Source organism: Stenotrophomonas sp. BIO128-Bstrain, from assembly GCF_030128875.1.
Classification (GTDB): domain Bacteria; phylum Pseudomonadota; class Gammaproteobacteria; order Xanthomonadales; family Xanthomonadaceae; genus Stenotrophomonas; species Stenotrophomonas bentonitica_A.
The window spans coordinates 4191435-4217095 of record NZ_CP124620.1; the positions used below are offsets into that span (position 1 = coordinate 4191435).

Annotated in this window: 29 protein-coding genes; 14 read left to right on the forward strand and 15 right to left on the reverse strand. The window is 66.8% G+C overall.

Annotated features, from left to right (window positions below; translation table 11 throughout):
• The first annotated feature begins 67 nt into the window (after window positions 1-67).
• Window positions 68-1210, forward strand: coding sequence for a hypothetical protein (locus tag POS15_RS19055; protein WP_019185282.1), 1143 nt, complete (start codon window positions 68-70; stop codon window positions 1208-1210).
• A 4-nt stretch (window positions 1211-1214) separates the two neighbouring features.
• On the opposite strand, the gene POS15_RS19060 is transcribed toward POS15_RS19055, so the two are convergent.
• On the reverse strand, window positions 1215-1703 hold the full coding sequence (locus POS15_RS19060) for a MarR family winged helix-turn-helix transcriptional regulator (protein ID WP_026070113.1): 489 nt from the start codon (window positions 1701-1703) through the stop codon (window positions 1215-1217).
• 127 nt (window positions 1704-1830) lie between these two features.
• Between POS15_RS19060 and hppD the strand changes: the two genes are divergently transcribed.
• Together hppD and hmgA are read left to right on the forward strand one after the other, a co-directional pair.
• A complete protein-coding gene (gene hppD, locus POS15_RS19065) occupies window positions 1831-2946 on the forward strand; it encodes a 4-hydroxyphenylpyruvate dioxygenase (RefSeq protein ID WP_019185284.1) in 1116 nt (371 codons plus the stop codon).
• 119 nt (window positions 2947-3065) lie between these two features.
• A complete protein-coding gene (hmgA, locus tag POS15_RS19070) occupies window positions 3066-4367 on the forward strand; it encodes a homogentisate 1,2-dioxygenase (RefSeq protein ID WP_019185285.1) in 1302 nt (433 codons plus the stop codon).
• Window positions 4368-4375: 8 nt separating this feature from the next.
• On the opposite strand, the gene POS15_RS19075 is transcribed toward hmgA, so the two are convergent.
• The 3 genes from POS15_RS19075 to POS15_RS19085 all read right to left on the reverse strand — a co-directional run bounded on the left by POS15_RS19075 (window position 4376) and on the right by POS15_RS19085 (window position 5808).
• Window positions 4376-4603 carry a hypothetical protein gene (locus POS15_RS19075; RefSeq protein ID WP_019185286.1) on the reverse strand — a complete coding sequence of 76 codons (228 nt, stop codon included), beginning with the start codon at window positions 4601-4603 and terminating at the stop codon, window positions 4376-4378.
• Window positions 4604-4671: 68 nt separating this feature from the next.
• Window positions 4672-5139 (reverse strand): hypothetical protein, encoded by a 468-nt coding sequence (locus POS15_RS19080; protein ID WP_284128677.1) that lies wholly within the window; start codon window positions 5137-5139, stop codon window positions 4672-4674.
• A gap of 138 nt (window positions 5140-5277) precedes the next feature.
• Window positions 5278-5808, reverse strand: coding sequence for a hypothetical protein (locus tag POS15_RS19085; RefSeq protein ID WP_284129668.1), 531 nt, complete (start codon window positions 5806-5808; stop codon window positions 5278-5280).
• Between the two features lie 156 nt (window positions 5809-5964).
• On the opposite strand from POS15_RS19085, the gene POS15_RS19090 reads away from it, so the two are divergent.
• Window positions 5965-6546, forward strand: coding sequence for a hypothetical protein (locus POS15_RS19090; protein ID WP_284129669.1), 582 nt, complete (start codon window positions 5965-5967; stop codon window positions 6544-6546).
• 100 nt (window positions 6547-6646) lie between these two features.
• Entirely contained in the window at window positions 6647-7603 is a 957-nt protein-coding gene (locus tag POS15_RS19095; protein ID WP_284128678.1) for a sodium:calcium antiporter, read from the forward strand.
• 84 nt (window positions 7604-7687) lie between these two features.
• On the opposite strand, the gene POS15_RS19100 is transcribed toward POS15_RS19095, so the two are convergent.
• The 8 genes from POS15_RS19100 to POS15_RS19135 all read right to left on the reverse strand — a co-directional run bounded on the left by POS15_RS19100 (window position 7688) and on the right by POS15_RS19135 (window position 15554).
• Window positions 7688-8101, reverse strand: a complete 414-nt coding sequence (locus tag POS15_RS19100; RefSeq protein ID WP_019185291.1) for a Na+/H+ antiporter subunit G — start codon at window positions 8099-8101, stop codon at window positions 7688-7690.
• Window positions 8098-8382, reverse strand: a complete 285-nt coding sequence (locus POS15_RS19105) for a K+/H+ antiporter subunit F (RefSeq protein ID WP_019185292.1) — start codon at window positions 8380-8382, stop codon at window positions 8098-8100. Before POS15_RS19105 ends, POS15_RS19100 begins: the two co-directional genes overlap by 4 nt.
• The gene (locus tag POS15_RS19110; RefSeq protein ID WP_070426120.1) at window positions 8379-8885 is read right to left on the reverse strand and encodes a Na+/H+ antiporter subunit E; all 507 of its coding nucleotides are present in this window, start codon (window positions 8883-8885) and stop codon (window positions 8379-8381) included. Before POS15_RS19110 ends, POS15_RS19105 begins: the two co-directional genes overlap by 4 nt.
• Window positions 8882-10417, reverse strand: a complete 1536-nt coding sequence (locus tag POS15_RS19115) for a monovalent cation/H+ antiporter subunit D (protein ID WP_046273052.1) — start codon at window positions 10415-10417, stop codon at window positions 8882-8884. The genes POS15_RS19110 and POS15_RS19115 overlap by 4 nt, the downstream gene beginning before the upstream one ends.
• Window positions 10414-10797, reverse strand: coding sequence for a Na+/H+ antiporter subunit C (locus tag POS15_RS19120; RefSeq protein ID WP_019185295.1), 384 nt, complete (start codon window positions 10795-10797; stop codon window positions 10414-10416). Before POS15_RS19120 ends, POS15_RS19115 begins: the two co-directional genes overlap by 4 nt.
• Window positions 10797-13622, reverse strand: a complete 2826-nt coding sequence (locus POS15_RS19125; protein WP_284128680.1) for a monovalent cation/H+ antiporter subunit A — start codon at window positions 13620-13622, stop codon at window positions 10797-10799. The genes POS15_RS19120 and POS15_RS19125 overlap by 1 nt, the downstream gene beginning before the upstream one ends.
• A 359-nt stretch (window positions 13623-13981) precedes the next feature.
• Window positions 13982-14461, reverse strand: a complete 480-nt coding sequence (locus tag POS15_RS19130; RefSeq protein ID WP_019185297.1) for an Mpo1-like protein — start codon at window positions 14459-14461, stop codon at window positions 13982-13984.
• Between the two features lie 166 nt (window positions 14462-14627).
• Window positions 14628-15554 (reverse strand): phosphoribosylaminoimidazolesuccinocarboxamide synthase, encoded by a 927-nt coding sequence (locus POS15_RS19135; protein WP_019185298.1) that lies wholly within the window; start codon window positions 15552-15554, stop codon window positions 14628-14630.
• Window positions 15555-15697: 143 nt separating this feature from the next.
• On the opposite strand from POS15_RS19135, the gene POS15_RS19140 reads away from it, so the two are divergent.
• The 5 genes from POS15_RS19140 to yegS all read left to right on the forward strand — a co-directional run bounded on the left by POS15_RS19140 (window position 15698) and on the right by yegS (window position 18959).
• On the forward strand, window positions 15698-16027 hold the full coding sequence (locus tag POS15_RS19140; RefSeq protein WP_019185299.1) for a DnaJ domain-containing protein: 330 nt from the start codon (window positions 15698-15700) through the stop codon (window positions 16025-16027).
• A gap of 42 nt (window positions 16028-16069) precedes the next feature.
• The gene (rpe, locus tag POS15_RS19145) at window positions 16070-16747 is read left to right on the forward strand and encodes a ribulose-phosphate 3-epimerase (RefSeq protein ID WP_284128682.1); all 678 of its coding nucleotides are present in this window, start codon (window positions 16070-16072) and stop codon (window positions 16745-16747) included.
• A gap of 9 nt (window positions 16748-16756) precedes the next feature.
• Window positions 16757-17239 (forward strand): GNAT family N-acetyltransferase, encoded by a 483-nt coding sequence (locus POS15_RS19150; protein WP_284129670.1) that lies wholly within the window; start codon window positions 16757-16759, stop codon window positions 17237-17239.
• Between the two features lie 220 nt (window positions 17240-17459).
• The gene (locus tag POS15_RS19155; protein WP_284128683.1) at window positions 17460-17951 is read left to right on the forward strand and encodes a hypothetical protein; all 492 of its coding nucleotides are present in this window, start codon (window positions 17460-17462) and stop codon (window positions 17949-17951) included.
• Window positions 17952-18026: 75 nt separating this feature from the next.
• Window positions 18027-18959: a lipid kinase YegS gene (yegS, locus tag POS15_RS19160; RefSeq protein WP_019185303.1), complete on the forward strand. Its 933-nt coding sequence runs from the start codon at window positions 18027-18029 to the stop codon at window positions 18957-18959.
• A 66-nt stretch (window positions 18960-19025) separates the two neighbouring features.
• Here yegS and POS15_RS19165 read toward each other — a convergent pair whose 3' ends face one another.
• From POS15_RS19165 to POS15_RS19175, 3 genes are read right to left on the reverse strand one after another with little or no spacing between them, the layout of a single operon-like run.
• Complete coding sequence (locus POS15_RS19165) at window positions 19026-19742, reverse strand: hypothetical protein (protein ID WP_284128684.1); 717 nt, start codon at window positions 19740-19742, stop codon at window positions 19026-19028.
• Between the two features lie 10 nt (window positions 19743-19752).
• The gene (locus POS15_RS19170; protein WP_152663718.1) at window positions 19753-20169 is read right to left on the reverse strand and encodes a hypothetical protein; all 417 of its coding nucleotides are present in this window, start codon (window positions 20167-20169) and stop codon (window positions 19753-19755) included.
• A complete protein-coding gene (locus POS15_RS19175; RefSeq protein WP_284128685.1) occupies window positions 20124-21017 on the reverse strand; it encodes a hypothetical protein in 894 nt (297 codons plus the stop codon). The genes POS15_RS19170 and POS15_RS19175 overlap by 46 nt, the downstream gene beginning before the upstream one ends.
• A gap of 34 nt (window positions 21018-21051) precedes the next feature.
• Between POS15_RS19175 and POS15_RS19180 the strand changes: the two genes are divergently transcribed.
• From POS15_RS19180 to trpD, 4 genes are all read left to right on the forward strand, one after another.
• Window positions 21052-22176, forward strand: a complete 1125-nt coding sequence (locus POS15_RS19180) for a hypothetical protein (protein WP_139146347.1) — start codon at window positions 21052-21054, stop codon at window positions 22174-22176.
• Window positions 22177-22399: 223 nt separating this feature from the next.
• A complete protein-coding gene (gene trpE / locus POS15_RS19185; RefSeq protein ID WP_284128686.1) occupies window positions 22400-23875 on the forward strand; it encodes an anthranilate synthase component I in 1476 nt (491 codons plus the stop codon).
• Window positions 23876-23950: 75 nt separating this feature from the next.
• Window positions 23951-24529 (forward strand): aminodeoxychorismate/anthranilate synthase component II, encoded by a 579-nt coding sequence (locus POS15_RS19190; RefSeq protein WP_284128687.1) that lies wholly within the window; start codon window positions 23951-23953, stop codon window positions 24527-24529.
• A gap of 33 nt (window positions 24530-24562) precedes the next feature.
• On the forward strand, window positions 24563-25600 hold the full coding sequence (gene trpD / locus POS15_RS19195) for an anthranilate phosphoribosyltransferase (RefSeq protein ID WP_284128688.1): 1038 nt from the start codon (window positions 24563-24565) through the stop codon (window positions 25598-25600).
• Window positions 25601-25661 lie beyond the last annotated feature (61 nt).

Consider the following 25661-nt stretch of genomic DNA (forward strand, 5'->3'; position numbering starts at 1 on the left):
CCCTGCCGCTACCTCCAAGGACCTCATGCCGCGCTGTTCGTGGCGGGCAACCGACGGAATTGGACGCATGCAGCCGGGCACCAGTGACACCCCCACCGATGTTTCCCTCGATGCGCCGGCCGGCGTGAGCCTGCCGTCGGTCGATGTGCTGCTGGACGACCAGACCGCGCCGGATGCGCTCGATGGCGAGGGCGGGACGCCGGCGCCGGGTGCGATCCGCTACCGCCTGCCGATGGTCTCCGTGCCCGGCAACGTGCTGCTCAAGGCCGCGGTGCAGAAACTGGTCGAGCAGAAGGCGCAGCTGGACGCGCTGGCACGCCAGGGCAGCCTGACCGGCCTGATCCCGGCCGAGTGGCAGGGTAGCGGCCTGCGCGGGGTGGACCTGCAGGGCTTCGTGCTGAGCGTGGTCCCGTTCCTGCACAACGCCAGCAAGGACGAAACCGCCCCGGCGCGCGTGCCGCTCAAGCATGTACTCGGTGATGCCGGCCGCTGGGACCAGCACGACGTCGAAGAACCCAAATCGCTGGCGTTCTTCCTGGCCAGCGACGATCGCGCCAGTGCCGGTACGAAGGATCCTGCCGAGGTGTATCTGGTCGGGGCGCTCGGCCTGGCCTGGGCACACGAGGGGCGTACCCGCGCGGGCTTCCTGCGTGCGATGGGCTACGACAGCATGGCCGCGCGCGTGCACCTGCTGCCGTACCCGGCGCCGGCGCAGCTGGCGCTGTACAGCGTGACCGCGCACGGGGTGACGCAGCTCTGGTGCGTGCTGGATCGCCGCAAGGTGCGCCCGCTGCTGGCGCCGTGGCTCAGCGTGCCGCTGCTGACCGCCTATGGGGTCACCCCCCCGCAGAGCTGGCCGACCAGCTTCCCGGCGGTCGATGAGGTGGCCGCGATGCTGGCCGCCGCGCGTGGTGGCAAGGGCCCGGTCGAAGCGGACCTGGGCAAGGTGGCCGCCAAGGTTGCCCAGGACGCCTCCGGCGAAGCCTGGATGCCGGTCAGCCTGCTCCAGGTCGGCACCTGGTCACCGCGCTGGCGCTACTTCATGGCGACCTTCATCGGTCTGCCATCCCTGTTGCTGGTGGTGGCCGCGCTGGCCTTGCCGGGGGCGATCGAAGCGGCCGCCGTGGCGGCCTCGCTGGGGTTCGCCGGCGGTGCCATCGGCGCCCTGGCCGCGCCCTGGGTGCATGCGCGGCGCAAACACCTGAGCTGAGGCGCTACTCGTCCATCCGCTGCAGGCCTTCGCCGGCCAGGCGCAGGATCAGCGTTTCCAGCATCTGTTCTTCTTCCTCGCTGAGCACGGACATCAGCTTGCGGGTGATGTCGATCACCAGCGGGGCGATGGTTTCGTACACCTCGAAACCGGCCGCCGACAGCGCCAGCACCGAGCGGCGCCGGTCGTCGCCATGGGTTTCACGCTTGATGAAGCCCCGTTCGAGCAGTCTGGCCACGGCGCGGCTGACCGCGACCTTGTCCATCGCGGTGCGATCGGACACCTCGCTGGCCGACGAGCCCGGGTACAGCGCCAAGACCGTGATCACCCGCCACTCGGGGATCGCCAGCCCATAACGGTCCCCATACAGCTTGGCGATGTTGCCGCTGACACGGTTGGACAGAACGCTCAGCCGGTACGGCAGGAACTGCTCCAGATCGAGCAGGGCGTGCGACGCGCGGATGCTGTGACTGCTGGGATCGGGCGGGCTCATGTTGCGGTGCACCTTGATGGTGGTTTCATGTGAAACTATAACCTACGTTCCGGACTCCGCATTCTCGCGGGTCTGCCTTCCTACCGCACCTGGTTTTTTCCGATGCGGACTGCTTTGGAGCCACAGCATGACCAGCCAAACGAGCACCGCGTCCTACGCACCCGATCCGGGCATGCAGGTCACCACCTTCGAAAACCCGATGGGCATCGATGGGTTCGAGTTCGTCGAGTTCGCCGCCCCGGCCGGCCGTGGCGCCGAACTGCACGACTATTTCCGCAAGATGGGCTTCACCGCCGTGCTGCGCCACAAGCAGCGTGCGATCACAGTCTATCGCCAGGGCGACGTGAACTTCCTGGTCAATGAAGAGCCGGACTCGTTCGCCTCGGATTTCGCCGAGAAGCACGGCCCGTGCGCCTGCGGTTTCGCGATCCGCTTCAAGAAGCCGGGCGACGAGGTCTACCAGATGGCCCTGGGCAACGGCGCCGAAGCGATCGACTTCAAGCCTGACACCCGCGCCGTCGCCGCCCCGATCATCAAGGGCATCGGCGACTGCATGCTGTACCTGGTCGACCGTTATGGCGCCAACGGCAGCATGTTCGATACCGAGTACGCGCCGATCGAGGGCGTGGACCCGCGCCCGAAGGGCTTCGGGCTGACCTTCATCGACCACCTGACCCACAACCTGTACTTCGGCAACATGCAGCAGTGGTCGGACTACTACGAGCGCCTGTTCAACTTCCGCGAGATCCGCTACTTCGACATCAAGGGCCTCAAGACCGGCCTGGTGTCCAAGGCGATGACCGCCCCGGATGGCATCGTGCGCATCCCGCTCAACGAATCCTCCGATCCGAAGAGCCAGATCAACGAATACCTCGACGCCTACAAGGGCGAGGGCATCCAGCACATCGCCTGCTTCACCGAGAACATCTACGAGACCGTGGAAGCGATGCGCGCCCAGGGCGTGGAGTTCCTGGACACGCCGGAGACGTATTTCGACGTGATCGACATGCGCGTGCCCAACCACGGTGAAGACGTGGCCCGGCTGGCGAAGAACAAGATCCTGATCGATGCCGATCCGGAGACCAAGCAGCGCAAGCTGCTGCAGATCTTCACCACCAACTGCATCGGCCCGATCTTCTTCGAGATCATCCAGCGCAAGGGCAACGAAGGGTTCGGCGAAGGCAACTTCACCGCGCTGTTCGAGAGCATCGAGCGCGACCAGATGAAGCGCGGCGTGCTGTAAGACGCGCGCTGTAACGCACCGGCAGCCGCCCGCGTTACGCTGCAACGATGGCATCGGCGTCCGCGCCGGTGCCATCGGCTGTACTCCCTTGCCATCCACGCCTCCGGCGGAGCAGGACCATGAACAACCCGATGTCATCGCGCGGCTACCAGACCGGTTTCGGCAACGAGTTCGCCACCGAGGCGGTGCCCGGTGCGCTGCCGGTGGGGCAGAACTCCCCGCAGCGTGTCGCCCATGGCCTGTATGCCGAACAGCTGTCCGGCACCGCATTCACCGCGCCGCGCGGCAGCAACCGCCGCAGCTGGGTGTACCGCATCCGCCCCGCGGTGACCCACGGTGAGTTCACCCCCTTCGCCCAGCCGCACCTGCACGGTGACTTCGCGCAGGGCGCGGTCTCGCCCAACCAGCTGCGCTGGGATCCGTTGCCGCTGCCGGGTACGCCCACGGATTTCGTCGAGGGGCTGTACACGATGGGCGGCAACGGCTCGCCCGACGCCCACCATGGCGTGGGCATCCACCTGTATGCGGCCAACCGCGACATGCAGGGCCGCTACTTCTACAACGCCGATGGCGAGCTGCTGATCGTTCCGCAGCTCGGCCGCCTGCGCCTGCTCACCGAAATGGGCGTGATCGAGATCGAACCGCAGCAGATCGCGGTGATCCCGCGTGGCGTGCGCTTCCGGGTCGAACTGCCCGATGGCGATGCACGCGGCTACGTCTGCGAGAACTTCGGCGCCCTGCTGAAGCTGCCCGACCTGGGCCCGATCGGGTCCAACGGCCTGGCCAATCCGCGCGACTTCGAGACGCCCCACGCCGCATTCGAGAACGTCGATGGCGCGTTCGAACTGATCGCCAAGTTCGAGGGCCAGCTATGGCGCGCGGACATCGATCATTCGCCGCTGGACGTGGTCGCCTGGCACGGCAACTACGCGCCGTACCGCTATGACCTGCGCCGCTTCAACACGATCGGCTCGATCAGCCACGACCACCCCGATCCGTCGATCTTCCTGGTGCTGCATTCGCCCAGTGATACAGCGGGCACCAGCAACATGGATTTCGCGATCTTCCCGCCGCGTTGGCTGGTCGCGCAGAACACGTTCCGCCCGCCGTGGTTCCACCGCAACATCGCCAGCGAGTTCATGGGCCTGATCCACGGTGCCTACGATGCCAAGGCCGAAGGCTTCGTGCCGGGCGGCGCGTCACTGCACAACTGCATGAGCGGCCACGGCCCGGATGCGGCGACCTTCGAGAAGGCCTCCGCCGCCGACCTGAGCAGACCGGACGTGATCAAGGACACCATGGCCTTCATGTTCGAAACCCGCGGCGTGATCCGCCCGACCGCCCAGGCGATGGCGGCAGCGCACCGCCAGCGCGGGTACCAGCACTGCTGGCAGGGCTTGAAGGCGAATTTCTCGGGGTAGGCGGGCGCTCAGCTGCCGTCCGACCTGCGGGTAGGCAACACGCGGTCAATGTAAACGTCGTTGCCGTTGCGTTGGTAGGCGATCAGATACCGGCCATCGCGCGTTGCATACAGGAACGCCCCTTTGATGGCATCGAGGCGGTAGACCGCCGGGCCATCCAGGGCCTCTCCTTCGTTCTCGATCGCATCGTCTCGCGCTACGGCTGCGATGAACAGATGCGGGTCCGGCAGTGCCATGGCGCGCTCGAAGGCGGCAACAAGTTGTTGGGTTCTATCCTCAAGGGCCAGCCTGCCCCACGCAACCGTCATTTCGTGGACGGGCGGCGCTTCAATGCCGTTTGCAACTCGTCACCGAGTCGCGTTTTCAGCGCCGCCATGTGCAGGTGCGCATCGGTACCGGACAGTGCCGGCCGTGAATCCGCGCGCGCTTCAGCCACTGCTTCACGGATGCGTTCCAGATAGGCCGAGTCTTCATGCAGCTGCTTCAGCACCCGAGCCCGATCCGGTCGCGAGCGGCGCGGGGGCTCGGCGCCAGCCGTCGCCGAGGCGTCTACGCGATAGCGTGTGATCCCCAACCGGGCCAGGACACGCGCGGCCGCCGCGACGCCAGAGAAAATGCGCGGCGTCCCATCTTTGGTGGCCAACGCACGGTCGCTGTTCTCCAGGGCGAAGGTGACAACGTAGCCTCCCGCTTCGGCGGTCACCGTCGTTTCGCGCAGGCTTCCGGATTCGGCGAGTTCCCGGGCAGTCGCCAGTTTGATCGTTTCGACCATGATCGACTCCCAATTAACTGTTATTTGGGAATCATACATTAGTAAAACCTCACTGGCGGGTAGGGCTCCTACCCTGCGCGCAGCTTCTTGCCGCGTCCAATTCAATATCCTCATCGAAACCGGATCCGGTAACTACCCTCAAACCGCCGCGATCTGGAACCGCTCGGCATGCGCCGTCGGCAGCACCTCCAGCAACCGCTGCCGCACCCGTTCGGCGTAGCCGGTCGAGGTCAGCCCGGGCAGCGCCTCCAGCGCGGCGTGCAGTGCGGCCATGACCGCATCGTCGCTGCGGGCCTGCTGCAGGGTGTGGAACAGCGCCGCCGCCTGCGGATGGCGCTGCAGTTCCAGGATGTCGAGCAGGTAGATCCGCGCGGCGACCAGCGAGCGGCGGCGTTCGGTCACCGGCGCCAGCGCCGCGGTCGGCATCACGCTGGGCGCGGGCGCGGCGGGGGCGACAACGGCGACCTCCGCGGCCGCACTGGACACCAGATACCCGCTCTGGATCAGCTGGATCACCATCGCCGGGGTCTCCGGGCCCACCAGCTGGCCCAGCTGGACCAGGTCACGCTGGCCGTCGCACAGGATCAACAGCCGGCGCTGGCGCATGTCCAGCGGAGCGCGGTGGGCCTGCAGCGCGGTGCGGGCAAGGTCGGTCTTCTGCGGTTGCATGGGGGCGGGGTCGATGCGGTGCAGGCCGAGCCTGAACGCGGCAGGTGAAACGCCGATGACAACGACAGCGTGCATGCCGCCCACACGGCGCACGCGCTAGGCTGCGCCCATTCACCGGGAGATGCAGGCATGAAACAGCTGGGAAGCGTGATGGCACTGGGGATGGTGCTCGCCTTGGCCGCGTGCGGACGCGCGCCGGAAACCCCGTCCAGCGACGCCGAGGCAGCGGTGCCTGCGCCGGCAGCGGACACCGCGCCCAGCGCGCCCGCCACGGCGGCATCGGGGACGCCAACGGCGGGGCCGGCACGCCTGGACGGCTACGGCCCCGTTGCGTTGGGCAGTACGCTGGAGGAGGTCCGCGCGGCCTGGAAAGAACCGCTGCAGGGCGAGGTCGCCGACGACTACTGCCATGCGCTGCAACCCGAAGGCGCACAGGCCGAGGACGTCATTTTCATGATCGAGGGCAGGCGCCTGGTCCGCTATGACGTGCGCAACGACCGCACCGTCGCCCCCGGTGGCGGCAAGGTCGGCATGTCGCTGGGCCAGCTGCAGACGCTGTACCCCGACCGCGGCGATCTGACCCCGCACAAGTACGACGCGCAGGGCCACAACCTGCGCGTGCGCCCGGCGGCCGAGGGCGGTGCGCTGATCAACTTCGAGATCAACGGCGATGGCAACGTGACCGCGTGGCGCGTTGGCAAGACACCGCAGGTCGACTACGTGGAAGGCTGTTCCTGAGCCACCGCTACCGCCCTGGCCCGGGTGCCGGGGCGGGCGTTCACCGTTCGGGCCGGGCGGGCCCTAGAATCGGCCCACATCCGTCACCGGGGAGCACCAGATGATCGCTGCCACTGTTTGGTTCGTGCTGGGCCTGGTGCTGTTGGCACTGGGCGGGGACAGCATCGTCCGTGCCGCCTCCGGGCTGGCCCAGCGCTTTGGCGCCTCACCGTTCGTGGCCGGGTTGCTGCTGGTGGCCTTCGGCACCTCGCTGCCGGAACTGGTGGTCAACGCCCGCGCCTTCGTGGTCGGGGCGGAAGAACTCGCGCTGGGCAACGCGGTGGGCAGCAACATCGTCAATGTCGGCCTGACCCTGGGGCTGGCGGCGCTGGCCGCACCGCTGCTGGTCCGTGCGCGCCTGCTCTCGCCGCTGCTGGTATGCCTGGCGGCGGCAAGCCTGCTGCTGATCCTGTTCGGCCTGGATGGCGTCATCGCGCGCTGGGAAGGGGCGGTTCTGCTGCTCGCCTTCGTCGGGCTGCTGGTGTTCCTGCTGCGCCGTGCGCGGTTGGAAACCGAGCCGGTGCGCGAGGCCATCGCCGGCTATGCCATGACCCGCACCGGGCTGTTCCTGAACCTCCTGCGGCTGCTGTTCGCGGCGCTCTGCCTGTATGTCGGCGCGCGCTGGGTTGTGCAGGCCGCGCCGGTGTTCGGCGCCGGGCTGGGCTGGTCGCCGTTGCTGGTTGGCCTGTTGCCGGTGGCGATCGGCACCGCATTGCCCGAAGTGGCGGGGGCGATCGCGGCGGCGCGGCGTGGGCAGGGTGACATGGTGCTGGGCCATGTGATCGGCTCGAGCCTGTTCAACCTGCTGGTGGTGGTCGGCGGCATGGCTGCCCTGCGCCCGCTGGCGCTGCCCGCATCGTTCGTGAAGCTGGAGCTGCCGGCGGCGATCGCCTTCGTGCTGGTGCTCTATCCCATGCTCCGCGGTGACCTCACCATCAGCCGCCGCGAAGGCGCGGTGCTGGTGGTGGCCTTCGTCGGCTGGATCGCGCTCGAGCTGGCGTTGATCGGCAGCGTGTGAGGTTGACGGCCAACCGTTGAAGCAGCCGGCCAGCGGCCGGCGCTACCGTTTCGCAGGCGTGTTGCAGCCGACCAACGGTCGGCTCTACTGGCTGTCCCGGGAAACGGGGGCCTTGGCATCGTCGGTCTCGTCTGCGCGGCGCGGTTCCGGCGGCGGCAGCTGTTCTTCCTTGGCGGTTTTGTGTCCCGGCAGCTCTGGCCGGGTTTCCATCAGCAGCGACAGCGCCGCCTTGGCCATCATGTGCGCGCTGATCGGCGCGGTGATGAACAGGAACACGGTGATCAGCAGCTCGCGCGGCTGCGGATCCTCGCCGAGGAAGATGTGATAACAGACCGAGCCGACCAGCACGCAGCCCACGCCCAGCGTGCTGGCCTTGGTCGGCGCATGCAGGCGCTTGAAGAAGGTGGACAGCTTCACCAGGCCCAGCGCGCCGACCAGGATGAAGAAGCAGCCGAACAGCAGCAGGATCGACAGCACGATCTGGATGAAGGTGATCATTCGACGATGTCCCGGCGCAGCACGAACTTGCTCAGCACCACCGTGCTGCCGAAACCGAGCATGGCGATGATCAGCGCGGCTTCGAAATACACCGCCGAGTTGAGGTACATGCCGAACAGCATCAGCTCGGCGATCGCCGTCACCGACAGCGTGTCCAGGGCGAGGATGCGGTCGGGCACGGTCGGGCCGCGCAGCAGGCGCCAGGTGGCCAGCAGCATGGCCAGGCCGACCACGTGCATGCACACCACCATCGTGGTCTGGATGAACATATGTCCGGTCATGGGAAGATCTCCATCAGCGGGGCTTCGTAGCGGGATTTGATCTGCCGGATCAGCTCGTCCGGATCATCCAGGTGCAGCACATGCACCAGCAGATACCTGCGGTCATCGGACAACGCCGCCGAAACCGTGCCCGGGGTGAGCGTGATCATGCTGGTCAGCGCGGCGATGCCGTGGATGTTGGCGATATCCAGCGGCAGCCAGATGAAACCGGGATGGATGCGACGCTCCGGCCCCAGCACCTGGATCGCCACCCGGATGTTGGACACCAGGATGTCCCACAGGGTCACGAACAGCAGCTTGGGCAGCGGGCGGAGCGAGCCGATGCGGGCGAACTCGCGATCCAGCCGCGCGGCGAACAGCGGCACCACCACGCCCAGGATCATGCCGAGCACGATCTGGCCGAGGGTGAAGCTGTCGGACATCAGCAGCCAGAACACCACGACCATCACGCTCAGCGAGGGCGAGGGCAGCACGCGTTTGTAGAGGGAAGGCTTGCGCGTCATGGCTGGCGGATCTCCGGCGTGGTGGCGCGCAGCTCACCCACGTAGTCCTGCGGCTGCAGCAGCTGGGTGGCCATCGCATCGGTGTGCTGCATCAGCGGGCCGGCGAACACGCTCATCGCGATGCCGTAGCTGAGCAGCAGCGCCGCGGCGAACAGCTCCACGGTGCGCGTGGGCGCCTTGCGCGGTTTGGGGGCGCCTTCTTCGACCACCGGCACCCGCCAGAACAGGCGGATGCCGCCGCGGGTCAGGCCGATGATCACCATCAGGCTGCTGCCCAGCACCGCGGCCCAGACCGCCCAGGTGTACTGCGCCGGCATGCCGGCCAGCAGGGCCGCCTTGGCCAGGAAGCCGGACAGCGGCGGCAGGCCGGCCACCGAGACGGCGCCGATCAGGAACAGCACCGCCGGCGTTTCCTTGCCCGGCATCGGCGCGATGATTTCCTTCCTGTCGCTGGCACCGCCGCGGCGGCGGCGGATCAGATCGGCAATGAGGAACAGCGCGGCAGCCACGAAGGTACTGTGCGGCAGGTAGTACAGGCCGGCCGAGAGCACTTCGGGTGTGCGCACCGAGAAGGCGATGAACAGCGTCGCTGCCGAGACCACCACCAGGTAGGAAATCAGCACGCGCAGGCGCGCCGCGGCCAGGACACCCAGGCCGCCCAGCACCAGCGTGGCCACGCCTGCCCAGAGAAGCCACTGGCTGCCGTAGCCGGCCATCGGGCCGGCACCGTCGCCGAACCACAGGGTGCTGACCCGCAGCACTGCATAGAGGCCGACCTTGGTCATGATCGCGAACAGGGCGGCCACGGCAGCCGGCGCACGCGCGTAGGCTTCGGGCAGCCACAGGTACAGCGGCATCAGCGCGGCCTTGCTGCAGAACACCAGCAGCAACAGCCCCATGGTCGCCTTGACCAGGGTCAGGTGCGAGGCCGGCACTTCGGCGATGCGCTGGGACAGCTCGGCCATGTTGAGCGAGCCCAGCGAGGCGTACAGCAGGCCGAGTGCGATCAGGAACAGGGTCGAGGCGGTGACGTTGAACACCACGTAGTGCAGGCCGATGCGCATGCGCAGGCCGCGCCCGCCGCTGAGCAGCAGGCCGTAGGAGGCGATCAGCATCACCTCGAAGAACACGAACAGATTGAAGATGTCGCCGGTCAGGAACGCGCCGTTGAGGCCGACCAGCTGGAACTGGAACAGCGCATGGAAGTGCGGCGCGCGCCGGTCCCAGCCCGAGCAGGCGTGCAGCAGGCAGGGGATGGCCAGCAGCAGGGTGGTCACCAGCATCCATGCCGAGAGGCGGTCGGCCACCAGCGCGATGCCCAGCCGCGAAGGCCAGTCGCCCAGCAGGTACACCGCGATGCTGCCATCGGCGGTCTGCGCGAACAGCAGTGCGACCGCCGCGGCGAGCGCGGTCAGCGTGGTCCACGCCACCGTGCGCTGCACCTTCGGCCCGTAACGGCGGTGCTCGACGAACAGCGAGCAGGCCGCGCCGAACAGGGGAATCAGGATGGGCAGGATCACCGCATGGTTCATGCGCCGCCCTCCCGGCCCGGCGCGGTATCGGCAGGCAGCTCTTCTTCTTCGTGCGCGTCCACGTGGTCGCTGTGGTTGTCGCTGCGGCTGCGCATGGCCAGCACGATGCTGACCGCGGTCATCGCAAACGCGATCACGATGGCGGTCAGCACCAGCGCCTGCGGCAGCGGATCGGTGTAGTTGCCCAGGTCGCTGTCGATGCCCTCACGCAGCACCGGCGCCTTGCCCTGCACCAGCCGGCCACCGGCGAAGATCAGCAGGTTGGTCGCATACGACAGGAAGGTCATGCCGAGGATCACATCGAAGCTGCGCGCGCGCAGCAACAGGTAGATGCCGATCGCGCTCAGTACGCCGATGGCGCTTGCCAGGGCCAGTTCCATCAGTGCATCTCCCCGGTTTTTGCCGAACGGCGGGTGGGATCGATCTCGCCTTTGCGGGCGTTGCGGGTGCGCGAGGGCTTGATCGTGCCCATCATCGAGAGCATCAGCATCACACCGCCGAACACCACCAGGTACACGCCGGTATCAAAGCCGACCGCACTGGCCAGCGGCACCTCGCCGATCAGCGGAATGTGCAGGTCCAGATGGCCGCTGGTCAGGAACGGCACGCCGAACAGCATCGAGGCGCAGCCACTGAGGATGGCGATCAGCAGACCGGCACCGATGCAGCGGATGTAATCGAAGCCGAAGCGCGATTCCACCGAAGTGGTGCCCTGGATGACGTACTGGATCAGCAGCGGCACGGCCAGCACCAGGCCGGCGATGAAGCCGCCGCCGGGCGCGTTGTGGCCGCGCAGGAACAGGAAGATCGAGACGGTCAGGGTGAGCGGGAACATGATCTGGGCAAGATCGGCCGGTACCGGCAGCTTGATCGGCGGGCCGGGCATGATCTGCTCCGGTGCCATCCGCGAGCGGCGCAGCATGGCGTGCACCACCAGCGCGGCGATGCCGAACACGGTGATCTCACCGAACGTATCAAAGCCACGGAAGTCGACCAGGATCACGTTGACCACGTTCTGCCCATAGGCCTCCGGCAGCGCACGTGCCAGCAGCTCGCCGGCCATGGTGTTGGGCGGCAGGGTCATGGCGGTGTACGCCATCGCGGCCAGGCCACCACCGGCGACGATCGCGATCACCGCATCGCGCCGCTTGCGCCAGACCGACTTCTCCGGCGGCGACTGGATCGGCAGGTAGTTCATGCCCAGCAGCATCAGCACCAGGGTGACCATCTCCACCAGCAGCTGGGTCAGGGCCAGATCCGGCGCGGACAGGAACACGAAGGTCAGCGACACCATCAGGCCGACGCCACCGACCACCAGCACCGCCAGCAAACGCTGCCGGTAGACGAACAGCGCGCCCAGCGCGCAGGCCATCATCACCAGCCACAGGGCCCAGCCCAGCAGCGGGATCGGCTGCGGCGAGGGCCAGTTGGGCGAGGCGGGATGGGCCACGAACGGGGCGGCGGCGACGATCACCGCCACCACCACCAGCGCCATCAGCATGCGCTGCAGGCTGCCGTTGGCCAGGCCCTGGGTGAGCCGGTGGGCGAAGCCGAACACCAGGTCCAGCTGCTTGTGGAAAATGTTGCGGCCGATGCTGCGGCTGACCACCGCGTGCAGGTCGATCAGGCGGCGCAGACCGAAGTACAGCGCGATGCCCCCGACCACACCGGCTGCGCTCATCGCCAGCGGCATGTTGAACCCGTGCCAGACCGAGAGGCTGTAAGCCGGCATCGCCGGGCCGAGGATGGACGAGGCGGCGGCGTGCAGTACCGGGGCGATGGTGATCGCCGGCGCAACGCCGACGGCCACGCAGACCACCACCAGGATCTCCACCGGCACCTTCATGAAGCGCGGCGGCTCATGCGGGACGCGGTCCAGATCGTGCGGCCCCTTGCCGAAGAAGGTGTCGTGCACGAAGCGCAGGCTGTAGGCCACACCGAACACGCCGGCCAGCAGCGCGGCGATCGTCATGGCGATGCGCATCGCCTCCGGCCCGGCGGTCAGGGCTTCGGCGAACAGCATTTCCTTGGACAGGAAGCCGTTGAGCAGCGGGATGCCCGCCATGGCCAGCGAAGCGATGATCGCCAGCGCGCTGGTGATGGGCATCAGCTTTCGCAGTCCTCCCAGCTTGCGCATGTCGCGGGTACCGGTTTCATGGTCGATGATGCCGGCGGCCATGAACAGCGAGGCTTTGAAGGTGGCGTGGTTGAGGATGTGGAACACACCGGCCACCACCGCCATCGGCGCGGACAGGCCGAACAGCATCGTGATCAGGCCCAGGTGGGAGATCGTCGAATAGGCGAGCAGGCCTTTGAGGTCATGCTGGAAGATCGCGTTCCAGGCACCGATCAACAGGGTGATCGCACCGATGCCGCTGACCGTATAGAAGAACAGGTCGGTGCCGGCCAGCGCCGGGTGCAGTCGGGCCAGCAGGAAGACACCGGCTTTGACCATCGTGGCCGAGTGCAGGTAGGCCGAGACCGGCGTCGGCGCGGCCATCGCGTGCGGCAGCCAGAAGTGGAACGGGAACTGGGCGCTCTTGGTGAAGATGCCGGCCAGGACCAGGAACAGCGCATAGGGATACAGCGAACTGGCGCGGATCAGATCGCCGGCGGCGAGCACCGCATCCAGTTCGAAGCTGCCGACGATGCGGCCGATCAACAGCACGCCGCCAAGCAGGGCCAGGCCGCCGCCGCCGGTGACCACCAGGGCCATCCGGGCGCCCTCGCGGGCGTCCTGCCGGTGCGACCAGAAGCCGATCAGCAGGAACGAGCTGATGCTGGTCATTTCCCAGAACACCATCAGCAGCAACAGGTTGCCCGACAGCACCATGCCCAGCATGGCGCCCATGAACAGCAGCAGGTAGCAGTAGAAACGGTGGGCGCTGTCGCGGGCACTGAGGTAGTAGTGGGCGTACATCACCACCAGTGCGCCGATCGCCAGCACCATCCCGGCGAACATCCAGGCCAGGCCATCCAGGCGCAGCGAGAAGGCCAGGCCGATCTGCGGTATCCACTCCCCGTAACTGCGGACGATGCCGCCGTCCATGATCGCCGGGGTCATCGTCGCCAACAGCGCCAGTCCCCCCAGCGGAGCGGCCGCGGCTACCCAGGCGGCCGTGGAGCGGGAGGTGCGGCGGAATGAAGCGACAGCCACTGCCATCAGGAAGGGCAGGGCGAGCAGCAGGAGCAGACTAGGATTCATGCAGGGAATGCGGGATTCACGAGCAGGCCGTTCAGTCTAACAGGCAGGCAATTGCTGCCGATACACCCGAATACGCCCTCAATTGCATGTAACGTGCACTGATTCATTTTTTCCGGGCAGCGCCCGGCCCCATTCGGGTCCGTCGGCGGCCGTATGGAAGCCCGCTGGTGACTTTGCCGACTGTGGCCTCCCGACGCCTGTGGAAACGGATCCGGAACCAGGCGTCGCAGGGGCTGCGGGGCCGAAACGGTGTGCACGAAGATGAACGGTGGCCGTCGCTCGAAAGGCCACTGGGGACGATGCTGGAGGGTGCGGCGTGGAGTGCCGGTGAGTGTCCGCGCTCGTTCAGGAAAAGCGGGTCAGTAGCGCCAGTCCATCCGGCGATAGAGCTTGGCCAATACCCACAGGGGGCCGATCAACAGGTAGACCAGATCGGTCAGGAAGCTCGGCTTGCGGCCTTCGTGCTTGTGGCCGATGAACTGCGCCACCCACGCCACGGCAAAAACCCCCAGCGCCAGCCAGAACAGGTTCACCAGGCCGATCTCGGCTTCCAGCAACCGGCAGACGCAGCCGCTGACGAAGAAGAACGCCAGCATGCCGTAGCCCAGCGTGCGCGAAAGACGGTTGTAGAAGCACCAGGCGGCGAACATCGCCAGGCCGGCCCAGATTCCGTTCTGGAACCAGGTGATCAGCGGCGGCAGGCACCACAGCAGGGCGATGACCGACCACGCGATCGCCGGGACGGCCAGGACGTGGATGCGCTGGTTCAGCACATTGCGGTGGTCGTCGGAATAGCTGGCGAAGTAGCGGTCGATCGGGCGTGCGACGGTGGTGGCCATGGTCCCTCCCAGGATCTGCAGAGCATACCGCCCCGGGCGGGTAGAGCCGACCGTTGGTCGGCTTGCTCTCACCCAGGCACTAGGCCACCAACGTCCGCGGCCGTCGACCAACGGTCGACTCTACGGCCGGGACCCCCCGGCCATCACGGCCGGGGGCGCAGGCGAATCAGTCGACGGAGATCCCGGCCAGGCGCTGCAGCGCCTCGGCGTACTTGGCGCGGGTACGTTCGATGATCTCGGCCGGGATGCTCGGGCCGGGCGCGGTCTTGCCCCAGTCCAGCGTCTCCAGGTAATCGCGGACGAACTGCTTGTCGTAGCTTGGCGGGCTGGTGCCCACCTCGTACTCGTCGGCCGGCCAGTAGCGCGAGGAATCCGGGGTCAGCATCTCGTCCATGATGTACAGACGGCCATCGGCATCGGTACCGAACTCGAACTTGGTGTCGGCCAGGATGATGCCGCGCTCGCGCGCATAGTCGGCGGCGAAGGCGTAGATGCGCAGGGTCGCATCGCGTACGCGCTCGGCCAGGTCCGCACCGACCGCCTTCACCATCGCATCGAAATCGATGTTCTCGTCATGGTCGCCGACGGCGGCCTTGGTCGAGGGGGTGAAGATCGGTTCGGGCAGCTGCTCGGCCTGGCGCAGGCCGTCAGGCAGCTCGATGCCGCTGATCTTGCCGGTGCGCTGGTAGTCCTTCCAGCCACTGCCGATCAGGTAACCGCGGGCGATCGCCTCCACCGGGACCGGCTTGAGCTTGCGGGTGACCACCGCGCGCTTGGCGTACAGCGCCGGATCGACACCCTCGGGCAGCACACTGGCGACATCGATGCCGGTCAGGTGGTTGGGCATCAGGTGCGCGGTCTTGGCGAACCAGAAGTTCGAGACCTGGCAGAGCATTTCGCCCTTGCCGGGGATCGGATCGGGCAGCACCACGTCGAAGGCTGACAGACGGTCGGTCGCGACCATCAGCAGGTAGTCCCCCGGCGGAGTGCCGGCGGGGAGCCGGTCGCGCGGAATGTCGAAAACATCACGCACCTTGCCGCGATGGCGCAAGGGCAGGCCGGGGAGATCGGATTGCAACAACGTGGTCGGCACGGGCACTCCTGAGGCTTCGTCATGACAGCTGTCCAGGGGACCCGGAGGGCCCGCACAGACAGCGGGCGGCCTAGTGTAAAGCGGGTTGGGCCCGCTGTGACGTAAAATGAGGATCCTTTGTCGCCTCGGCTGCCCAGACCACCATGCGCTGGTACGGAAAACTGCTCGGATTCATCGCTGGCGCCCTGTTGTTCAGGCCCAATCCGCTGTTCGGGGCCGCGTTCGGGCTGTTGCTGGGGCATGCCTTCGACGCCGACTGGTTCCGGCTGAACAGGGAAAACCCCTACCGCGAGCTGGGGCTGACCTCCGAGGCGACCGATGCCGAGATCGACCTGGCCTACCGCCGGCTGATGTCCCAGTACCACCCGGACAAGGTGGTCGGCGCCGCCCCGGAGCTGCGCCAGCAGGCCGAGCGCAAGTCGCGCCAGCTCAATGCCGCCTATGACCGCATCAAGACCCTGCGCAAGCGCTGATTCCGCGCGGCGCCCCCTTTCAACATCCTGAAGGTCCCGGCCATGTCCAACTGCATCATTGCTCCCTCCATCCTGTCCGCCGATTTCGCCCGCCTGGGCGAGGAAGTGGACAACGTGCTCGCGGCCGGCGCCGACTGGGTGCATTTCGATGTGATGGACAACCACTATGTGCCGAACCTGACGATCGGCCCGCTGGTCTGCCAGGCGCTACGCAAGCATGGCGTGACCGCACCGATCGACGTGCACCTGATGGTGGAGCCGGTGGACCGCATCATTCCGGATTTCGCCGAGGCCGGCGCGACCTACATCAGCTTCCATCCGGAGGCGAGCCGCCACGTGCACCGCACCATCCAGCTGATCCGTTCGCTGGGCTGCAAGCCGGGCGTGGTGCTCAATCCGGCCACGCCGGTGGACATCCTGGACTGGGTGCTCGATGACCTGGACCTGGTGCTGGTGATGTCGGTCAACCCGGGCTTCGGCGGCCAGGCCTTCATTCCCTCGGCGCTGGACAAGGTGCGCGCGATCCGCAGGAAGATCGATGCCAGCGGCAAGGACATCCGCCTGGAGATCGACGGTGGCGTGAAGGCCGACAACATCGGTGCCATCGCGGCGGCCGGTGCGGATGCGTTCGTGGCCGGCTCGGCGATCTTCAATGCGAAGACCAGCTACCAGGACGTGATCGCGCAGATGCGCCAGAACGTCGCCCAAGCGCGGGGCTGAGCCATGACGGTGGCCACTGTGACCATCCGCGTGGCCACCGCCGACGATGCAGCGCTGATCCTGCGCTTCATCCGCGAGCTGGCGATCTACGAGAAGGCCGAGTCGTCGGTGCAGACCGACGAAGCGGGCATCCGCGCGAGCCTGTTCGGGCCGGAAGCGAAAGCGCACGCGCTGATCTGCGAGGCCGACGGCGTGGCCATCGGCTATGCGGTGTATTTCTACAATTACTCGACCTGGCTGGGCCGCAACGGGATCTACCTGGAAGACCTGTACGTGAGCCCGGAACGGCGCGGCAGCGGGGCCGGCAAGGCATTGCTGCAGCACATCGCACGGATCGCGGTGGCCGAAGGCTGCGGCCGGTTCGAGTGGTCGGTGCTGGACTGGAATGAACCGGCGATCCAGTTCTACCAGGCCGCCGGTGCGAAGCCGCAAAGCGAGTGGACGGTGTACCGGATGGAAGGCGAGGCATTGCGGACCTTCGCCGAAGGCTGAGCACCCGGTAGAGCCGACCGTTGGTCGGCTGCCCTCCCGGCGGCAAGAAAAAAGACCGCACCCTTGCAGATGCGGCCCCGGGAACAGCGGGAGGCTGATCCTGCCTCCATCCATCTTCCCTGCTATGGCCTTCCATTCTCCCGGTGGCCGATGACAGGCAGATGACATGATGTCGTCAATGGCCCTGTGGAGAGCAGCGCATGCGCACTAGAATGCGTCGATGGAAAATGATGCCGATGTCGTTGCGCTGCTTGAATCATGGTTCCAGTTTGCGGCAGAAGATGCACTGGTCGTTGATCTGGACTCCATCAATACCGAGGCGCGTGGGAATCTCTGCGCTTTCTCTCCACCTCCAGAAATGAACCTGGAAGTTGAGCCGGTGGTTGCCTTCATCAACCGGGTTGCCACGCACCGGGCCTCGCAGGTCGCGGGTCACGCAATGACGTTCTACTGCTGGCACGACGCGATGGTGCGGCAGCTGCGCCTGAGTCTGGTGTCATTCGGGCACGGCCATCTGCCATTTGGCTGCCACTACGTTGAAACGACGGATATCCGCAGCGTTGTGCAAGCCATCGTGGTCGACGATTGGAACAACCCTCGATACATGTGCTTTGAAGAAGACGGTGCAGACGGCGGCATCGATGTCGATGTAAACGAGCCGATGTACACGGAAAAGCATCCCCTGAGGGTCGCGGTCATGGCGCTCGGCTGAACGGTTTCGCCGGCTTCACCGACGGCCACCCCGCGCGCTGCTAGCCTTCGCTTCCCCACTCCCTGGAAGTACCGCATGAGCCGTCCCCATTGGCGTTTGATCCTCAACGGCAAGGCCACCGGCAATGAGGATGTGCGCGAGGCGGTGGCAGCACTGCGCGAGCGCGGGGTGCAGCTGGAGGTGCGGGTGACCTGGGAGTCGGGCGATGCCGAGCGCTACGTGGCCGAGGCGATCGCACACGGGGTCGACACGATCATCGCGGCCGGCGGAGACGGCACGCTCAGCGAGGTGGCCGAGACGCTGGCCCATCGCGAGGAGCCGGCCGATGCACTGCCGTCGCTGGGCCTGTTGCCGCTGGGCACGGCCAATGACTTCGCCACGGCGGCCGAAATTCCCGACGAACCGCTGGCGGCGCTGGAGCTGATCAGGCACGCGCCGGCGCGGCCGGTCGATCTGCTGCGCATCGATGCCGACGGCAAGGTGTGGTGGTGCGCGAACGTAGCCAGTGGCGGTTTCGGCACCGAGGTGACGGTGGAGACCGATGAGGGCCTGAAGAAGGTGCTCGGCGGGCTGGCCTATCTGGTGACCGGGGTCTCGCGGCTGGGCCGGATCGATCCCATCCAGGCGCGGGTCCGGGCGCCGGGCTTCGAATGGGCCGGTGGCTTCATCGCGCTGGGCGTTGGCAACGGCCGCCAGGCCGGCGGCGGCCAAGTGCTGTGCCCGGAGGCCCTGATCGACGATGGTGTGCTCGATATCACCGTGATTCCCGAGCTGAGCGGGGAGGTGGCGTCCACCTTCGCTGCGCTGGTCAAGGGCGGCAAGCGCGGTGCGCTGGAACAGGTGGCCGAACGTGTCCAGGCGCCGTGGGTGGAGATCGAGGCCGAGGCGCCGCTGACCCTCAATCTGGATGGCGAGCCGGTCCAAGCCCGCCATTTCCGCATCGACTGCGTGCCGGGGCGGGTGAACCTGCATGTGGCGCTGGACAGCCCGCTGCTGTCCAGGGCCTGAGTCCCGGCGCGGCTGCGGGGCCGTCCTGCATACGGCTGGCGCGTGGTGGCGCCTGCCGTGCCCGGCTCACTTGAACAGGCGGTCCAACAACCTGCCGGCCGCGTTTTCAACCGTCTGATCCGCGCGCCCGCCGATACCCGTGGCGACGCCGGCCGACGTGACTGGGCGATCCTTGAAGGAAACGGGGAATGTCTGCAGCCGTCGCAGTCGTCCCTGGCCCAGGTTTTCGTACTGGCCGAAGCTGGCACTGATATCGAAGCGGCTGCCCGGGGTCTGCGCCTCGTTCATGGCGCGCTGCACGAGGAAGGTGACCGTGCTGGATCGGCCTGGCAGCAGGGTGAAGGTCGGGTCGACCCGGTTCGTGGTGGCGATCGGGATGCCCTTGATCGTGTCTTTGTCCTGCCCGCCGAAGAAGCGGTAGGTATAGCCGTGGCTGTCGGTCACGTTGAAGGTGTCGTACTCATAATTCAACACCATCGGCTGCGACGACACATTGCGCAGTGTCATCGTCACCGTGATCTCTACCGAGCCGCGCGTGCGCTGTCCTGCCCGGATCGAATCCAGTCGCGCTTCGATATCGCCAAATCGCTCCAGTGCGCCGGTGTTGTCGGGGGCTGGCACGCCGCAGCGTTGGTTCAACGCGTCCAGCTGGGCACGCAGCTGTGCGTTCTCACGACGGAGCGCGTCGGCGGATTGTGCGTGGGCAGGCACGGCCTGACCGGCCAGCAATGCGGCCGCCGCAGCGGCCGACAGCAGCGACTGCTTCAAGGTGATTCCGTTCATGTGCAGATCCTCAATGCATGGACATGGCTGCGCCAAACAGGCCGAGCACGGTGAGATTGACCAGCACCCAGACGATGCCCGCAGCGAACAGGCTGGCCAAGGTGATCAACAACTGCTTGATGCCATCGGGGTTCCCCTTGCTTTGCGCATAGGCGAAACACAGGATCGTGCTGAGCAGGAACAGCACCACACCGACGATGCCGACGATCGGCACCAGCGCGCAGCCCCAGCCGATCCATCGCAGCGTCCTGGCCGTGCGCATCAGGCCGTCGGTTGCGCGCCGCCCGGCTTCCTCGCGCACGAGGCGCTGCTGCAGCGCGTTCTGGACGTCGCTTTCATTGAGTTGATTCATGGATGATTCCCCTGTGGATTCCGAAACGATCAGCTGCCCAACGCACGCCGTGCGCAGTCCTCCGGTGAAACGCACGGATCCTCTTCCGCTGGCTGCGCTGCCACCGCCGGATCGGGCGAGTAGGACGCCAGGACGCGTCCGCTGCGGTCCAGAAGCTGGACATGCGTGACATAGGCATTGATGCGACGCTGGTTCAGATCGGCAGACTGGACGAAGAAGTAGGTCCGCAGCCGGGGTTTGCTGTTCCATCGGCTGCGAAGCCCTTCGAGCTGGCGGGCAACCGTTTCGTCAGCGACCGGGGCAAGCTGGACCTGCGCGGGATTGGCCCAGGTGTAGCTGTACTCCGGAATGTCCATGAAGTAGCGGTACTTGCCGCCGTTGAATTCGCCGACCGGGAAGCCCTTCCGCTCGAAGTCATAGGCCTGCAGGTCGGCATCCTCCAGTTCGCTCCAGTAATAGGGCGAGCGGCCAGCGTCTGCGATGCTCTGTTCGAGCTGCGGGCGAAGCGCCCCCATCAGGTCCTTGCGGCGGAAGGTATCGGCGGTGCCGCGGTATTCCTGCGAGGCAAGGCTGGCCATCGTGTCGAAATCCGTCGGAAGCCTGGACATGGCGGCATAAAGAAACATGACCTGCTGGCCGCTATCCAACTTGCGGTACTCGGCCAGCGGCTTGGCCAGGTCGGCTTGAGGAAGGGGGGTGGGCGCCGGTTTATCGGCGTTTGCCTCACCCTCGGCCGCAGCGGCGTTGCTGTCCTTATCGGTACTCGGGGAGGCTGCATCGCCTCTGCCGCCGCATCCGACGAGCAGCAGGGACAGGGTGAGCGCAGTAGAAACTGATCGCAGCGCAGAGAGGGCCATGGCGTCCTTGACGTGGTGATGGGATGGCGGCAAATCTGCGTCCAGATGCGCAGCGACGCAGGTCATGGACATGACTTGACGAACAACACAGGAGATGGTTGTGAAAGCGGAGCTTATGGAAGAGCTGTACGCGGGGGTCACCGACCCGGAGCGGATGCAGTCATTCGTTGAACGTCTCGGTCGCGCAGTCGGTTGCCACTCCGGCAGCGTGACCCTGCGCGACGTGCACGGGGGGCGACACAGGGCGCTGGTCGCGGCCGGCGCGATGGCCGACCCGCGTACGGTGGAGCGCTTCAACGAAGACACGCTCTACTCGGTGGACAACCTCTGGTTCAACCGGGCCGCGCCGACGATGCGTGCTGGCAGCGTCATCGTCAGCGATCGGGTGGCCACGCTCGATGAGATGCGTGGAACGCGGTACTACCTGGATTTCCTGCGCCAGATCGACACGCTGCGTTCGGTGGCATTGTGTGCCTCGCGCAAGCCGGACCAGGTGACCATGCTGACCTTCGTGGGAACCGAGCGGCGCGGTGATTTCGATGCCCGCGAGGTGGCACTGTGCGAAGCGTTGGCCCCTCACTTCGTCAATGCCTTCGAGCTGCGCCAGGCACTGCAGGACGCGTGGCGGCAGGCAGGAACGCTGGCCCTGCTGCTTCTCGATGAGAACCTGCGGCCAGTATCGGTCAATGCCGGGGGCGAGGAGATGCTGCTGGCGCGCGTCCTGCGTGTGCGCCGAAAGGCGGCATTGGAGCCGGTGCATCCCGCCTCGCGGGCGGGTTGGAATGCCCTGGTCCGGCGCCTGGCGCTGCGGGGCGGTCCGGCGCAGGACCCCGGAGAGGATATCGTCGCTCTGCACGATGCAGATGGACTCCTGGCAGGATTCGCATCGCTTCGGCCCTATGGAAAGTACATTCCCGGTACGGGCACCGCCCGTTTCGTCATGACGGTCAACACGCTGGTGCGCCGCTCCTCGGCGGGGCTGTCCGCCACCCTGCGCGAGCTTTTCGGCCTGACCCCGGGCGAAGCGACGCTGGCCGTAGCGCTGCATCACCAGGGCGAGCTGTCGGCCGCCGCAGCGACCTGCGGCATCGGTGTCGGGAGTGCGCGGACCCGCCTGCAGAGCATTTTCGAGAAGACCCGCCTGCATCGGCAGGTGGACCTGGTCAGGATGCTGGACACCCTGAACGGCATGCTGGCCAGTGAGCGCCCGCTGCCGCTGTACTGACGCCCGGGCAGTCGCTCCATGCCGGAGTGGGCCGCCACGTCGGCCTTGGAGCGGCTGCACGCAGGCCCGGGCGGGGTTCCCCCCCGCGCCGGGCTGAGGTACAGTCGCCGGGTGTCCATTCTGACGACCCCGCATACCCTTTCTTCCGCTCGCCGTTGGTGGCGATGGTGGCCTGTTGCCGTCGTCCGTCCCGCCACCGCCGTTTCCCGGAAGGAAAGTCGTCTTGATTACGCTCGAGCAGTTCCAGCAGCAGGCCGCTGAAGGCCACACCCGCATCCCCGTCGTCCGTGAAGTGCTGTCCGACCTGGACACGCCGCTCTCGGTCTATCTGAAGCTCGCCGACGGCCCGCATACCTATCTGTTTGAATCGGTCGAGGGCGGCGAACGCTTCGGGCGCTATTCCATCATCGGCCTGCCGGCGCGCCGGGTGTATGCCTTCCACGGCCATACCCTGACCATCAGCGAATCCGGCACCGTGGTGGAAACCCGCGAGGTCGCCGACCCGTTCACCGAGGTCGAGGCCCTGCGCAGCGCCCACTCGGTGCCGAAGCTGGCCGGTCTGCCCGGCTTCACCGGGGGCCTGGTCGGCTGGTTCGGGTTCGAGTGCATCGGCTACATCGAACCGCGCCTGGCGCCGCCGCGTGGCCGCGACGAGCTGGGCACGCCGGACATCCTGCTGCTGCACTCCGAAGAACTGGCGGTGTTCGACAACCTCAAGGGCCGCCTGTACCTGATCGTGCATGCCGACCCGGGCCAGCCCGGTGCATGGGAGGAGGCCCAGGCACGGCTGGATGCACTGGTCGCCAAGCTGCGCGCCCCGGGTGCCGGCTACCCCGCGCCGATCACCCGCGACGTGCTGGACGAGAACGATTTCGTCTCCGGCTTCACCCGCGAAGGCTTCATCGCCGCGGTCGACAAATCCAAGGAATACATCCGCGCCGGCGACATCTTCCAGGTGGTGCTGAGCCAGCGCCTGAGCGTGCCGTTCAAGGCGCGCCCGGTGGATGTGTACCGCGCGCTGCGTGCGCTCAATCCCTCGCCGTACATGTATTTCCTCGATACCGGCGATGTGCAGGTGGTCGGTTCCTCGCCGGAAATCCTGGTGCGCCTGCAGGACGGGGAAGTCACCGTGCGTCCGATCGCCGGTACGCGCCCGCGTGGCGCGACGGTGGAAGAAGACAACGCGCTGGAAGTGGAACTGCTGGCCGACCCCAAGGAGCGCGCCGAGCATCTGATGCTGATCGATCTCGGCCGCAACGATGCGGGCCGCGTGTCCAAGGCCGGCACGGTGGAAGTGGGCGAGCAGTTCGTGATCGAGCGCTACAGCCACGTCATGCACATCGTCAGCGAAGTCACCGGGCAGCTGCAGCCGGGCCTGAGCTATGCAGACGTGCTGCGTGCGACGTTCCCGGCCGGCACCGTCAGCGGTGCGCCGAAGATCCGCGCGCTGGAAGTGATCCGCGAGCTGGAACCGATCAAGCGCAACGTCTACGCCGGCAGCATCGGCTACATCGGCTGGCATGGCGATGCCGACACCGCCATCGCGATCCGCACCGCGGTGATCAAGGACGGCCGCCTGCACGTGCAGGCCGGTGCCGGCATCGTCTACGACTCCGATCCCGGCAAGGAATGGGACGAGACGATGAACAAGGGCCGCGCGCTGTTCCGTGCGGTCGCGCAGGCTGCCAAGGGCCTGTAACGGCGCATTGCCGAACGGCCTGGCCCGTGCGCGGTTGCGCGCACGCCACTTCCCCATTCAAGACGGACCCTGACCATGTTGTTGATGATCGACAACTACGACAGCTTCACCTACAACCTCGTACAGTACCTGCAGACGCTGGGCGCCGAGGTGAAGGTGGTGCGCAACGACGCGTTGAGCGTCGATGAGATCGCCGCGCTGGCGCCCGAGCGCATCGTGATCTCGCCCGGCCCGTGCACGCCCAACGAAGCGGGCGTGTCGCTGGAGCTGATCCGCCGGCTCGGCCCGACCACACCGATCCTCGGCGTGTGCCTGGGCCACCAGAGCATCGGCCAGGTCTACGGCGGTGATGTCATCCGCGCCACCAACATCATGCACGGCAAGACCTCGCCGATCCGGCATGAGGGCAAGGGCGTGTTCGCCGGCCTGCCGGACCGCTACCAGGCCACGCGCTACCACTCGCTGGTGGTGGACAAGACCACGTTGCCGGCGTGCCTGGAAATGACCGCCTGGACCGAGAACGAGGACGGCTCGATCGAAGAGATCATGGGCCTTCGCCATCGCGAGTACCCGGTCGAGGGCGTGCAGTTCCACCCCGAGTCGATCCTCACCGAGCATGGCCACGCCCTGCTGAAGAATTTCCTGCAGCGCTGAGCGCGCTGCACCTGCATCACAAAGGACCCCCGCATGACCTTCTCCCCCCAGGAAGCCCTGCAGCGCACCATCGAGCACCGCGAAATCTTCTTCGACGAAATGGTCGACCTGATGCGGCAGATCATGCGCGGTGAGGTCTCGCCGGTGATGACCGCCGCGATCCTGACCGGCCTGCGGGTCAAGAAGGAAACCATCGGCGAGATCGCCGGTGCGGCCACCGTGATGCGCGAACTCGCGCTCGCGGTGCCGGTGGAGGACAAGGCGCATCTGGTGGATATCGTCGGCACCGGCGGCGATGGCTCGCATACCTTCAACATCTCCACCTGCGCGATGTTCGTGGTGTCCGCGGCGGGGGCCAAGGTGGCCAAGCATGGCAACCGCAGTGTTTCCTCCAAGTCCGGCAGTGCCGATGCGGTCGAGGCGCTGGGCGCGATCATCGACCTCACCCCCGACGAAGTCGCGCGCGCGATCACCGAAACCGGCATCGGCTTCATGTTCGCGCCGATGCACCACCCGGCGATGAAGGTCGTCGCGCCGGTGCGCCGCGAAATGGGCGTGCGTACGATCTTCAACATCCTCGGCCCGCTGACCAATCCGGTCGGTGCGACCAATGTGCTGATGGGCGTGTTCCACCCGGATCTGGTCGGCATCCAGGCACGCGTGCTGCGCGAACTCGGTGCCGAGCGCGCCTTGGTGGTGTGGGGCCGCGACAACATGGATGAGATCTCGCTCGGTGCCGGCACGCTGGTCGGCGAGCTGCGCGACGGCAAGGTGCGCGAGTACGAGATCCATCCGGAAGACTTCGGTATCGCGATGTCGGCCAGCCGCAACCTCAAGGTCGAGAGTCCGGAGGAATCCATCGCCATGCTGCGCGGCGTGCTCGACAACCAGCCCGGCCCGGCGCTGGACATCGTCGCTCTCAACGCCGGCGCCGCCCTGTATGTGGCCGGTGTCGCCGACAGCATCGCCGATGGCCTGGCCCGCGCGCGCGCGGTGCTGGCCGATGGCAGTGCGCGCTCGCGGATGGAGCAGTACGTAGCCGCCACCCGCCGCATCCGCGGGGCCGTCTGAGCCCGCGTTTTCAGAATTCAGCGGGGCTGGCCGATAATGGCCGGCCTCCAGGACCCCAATG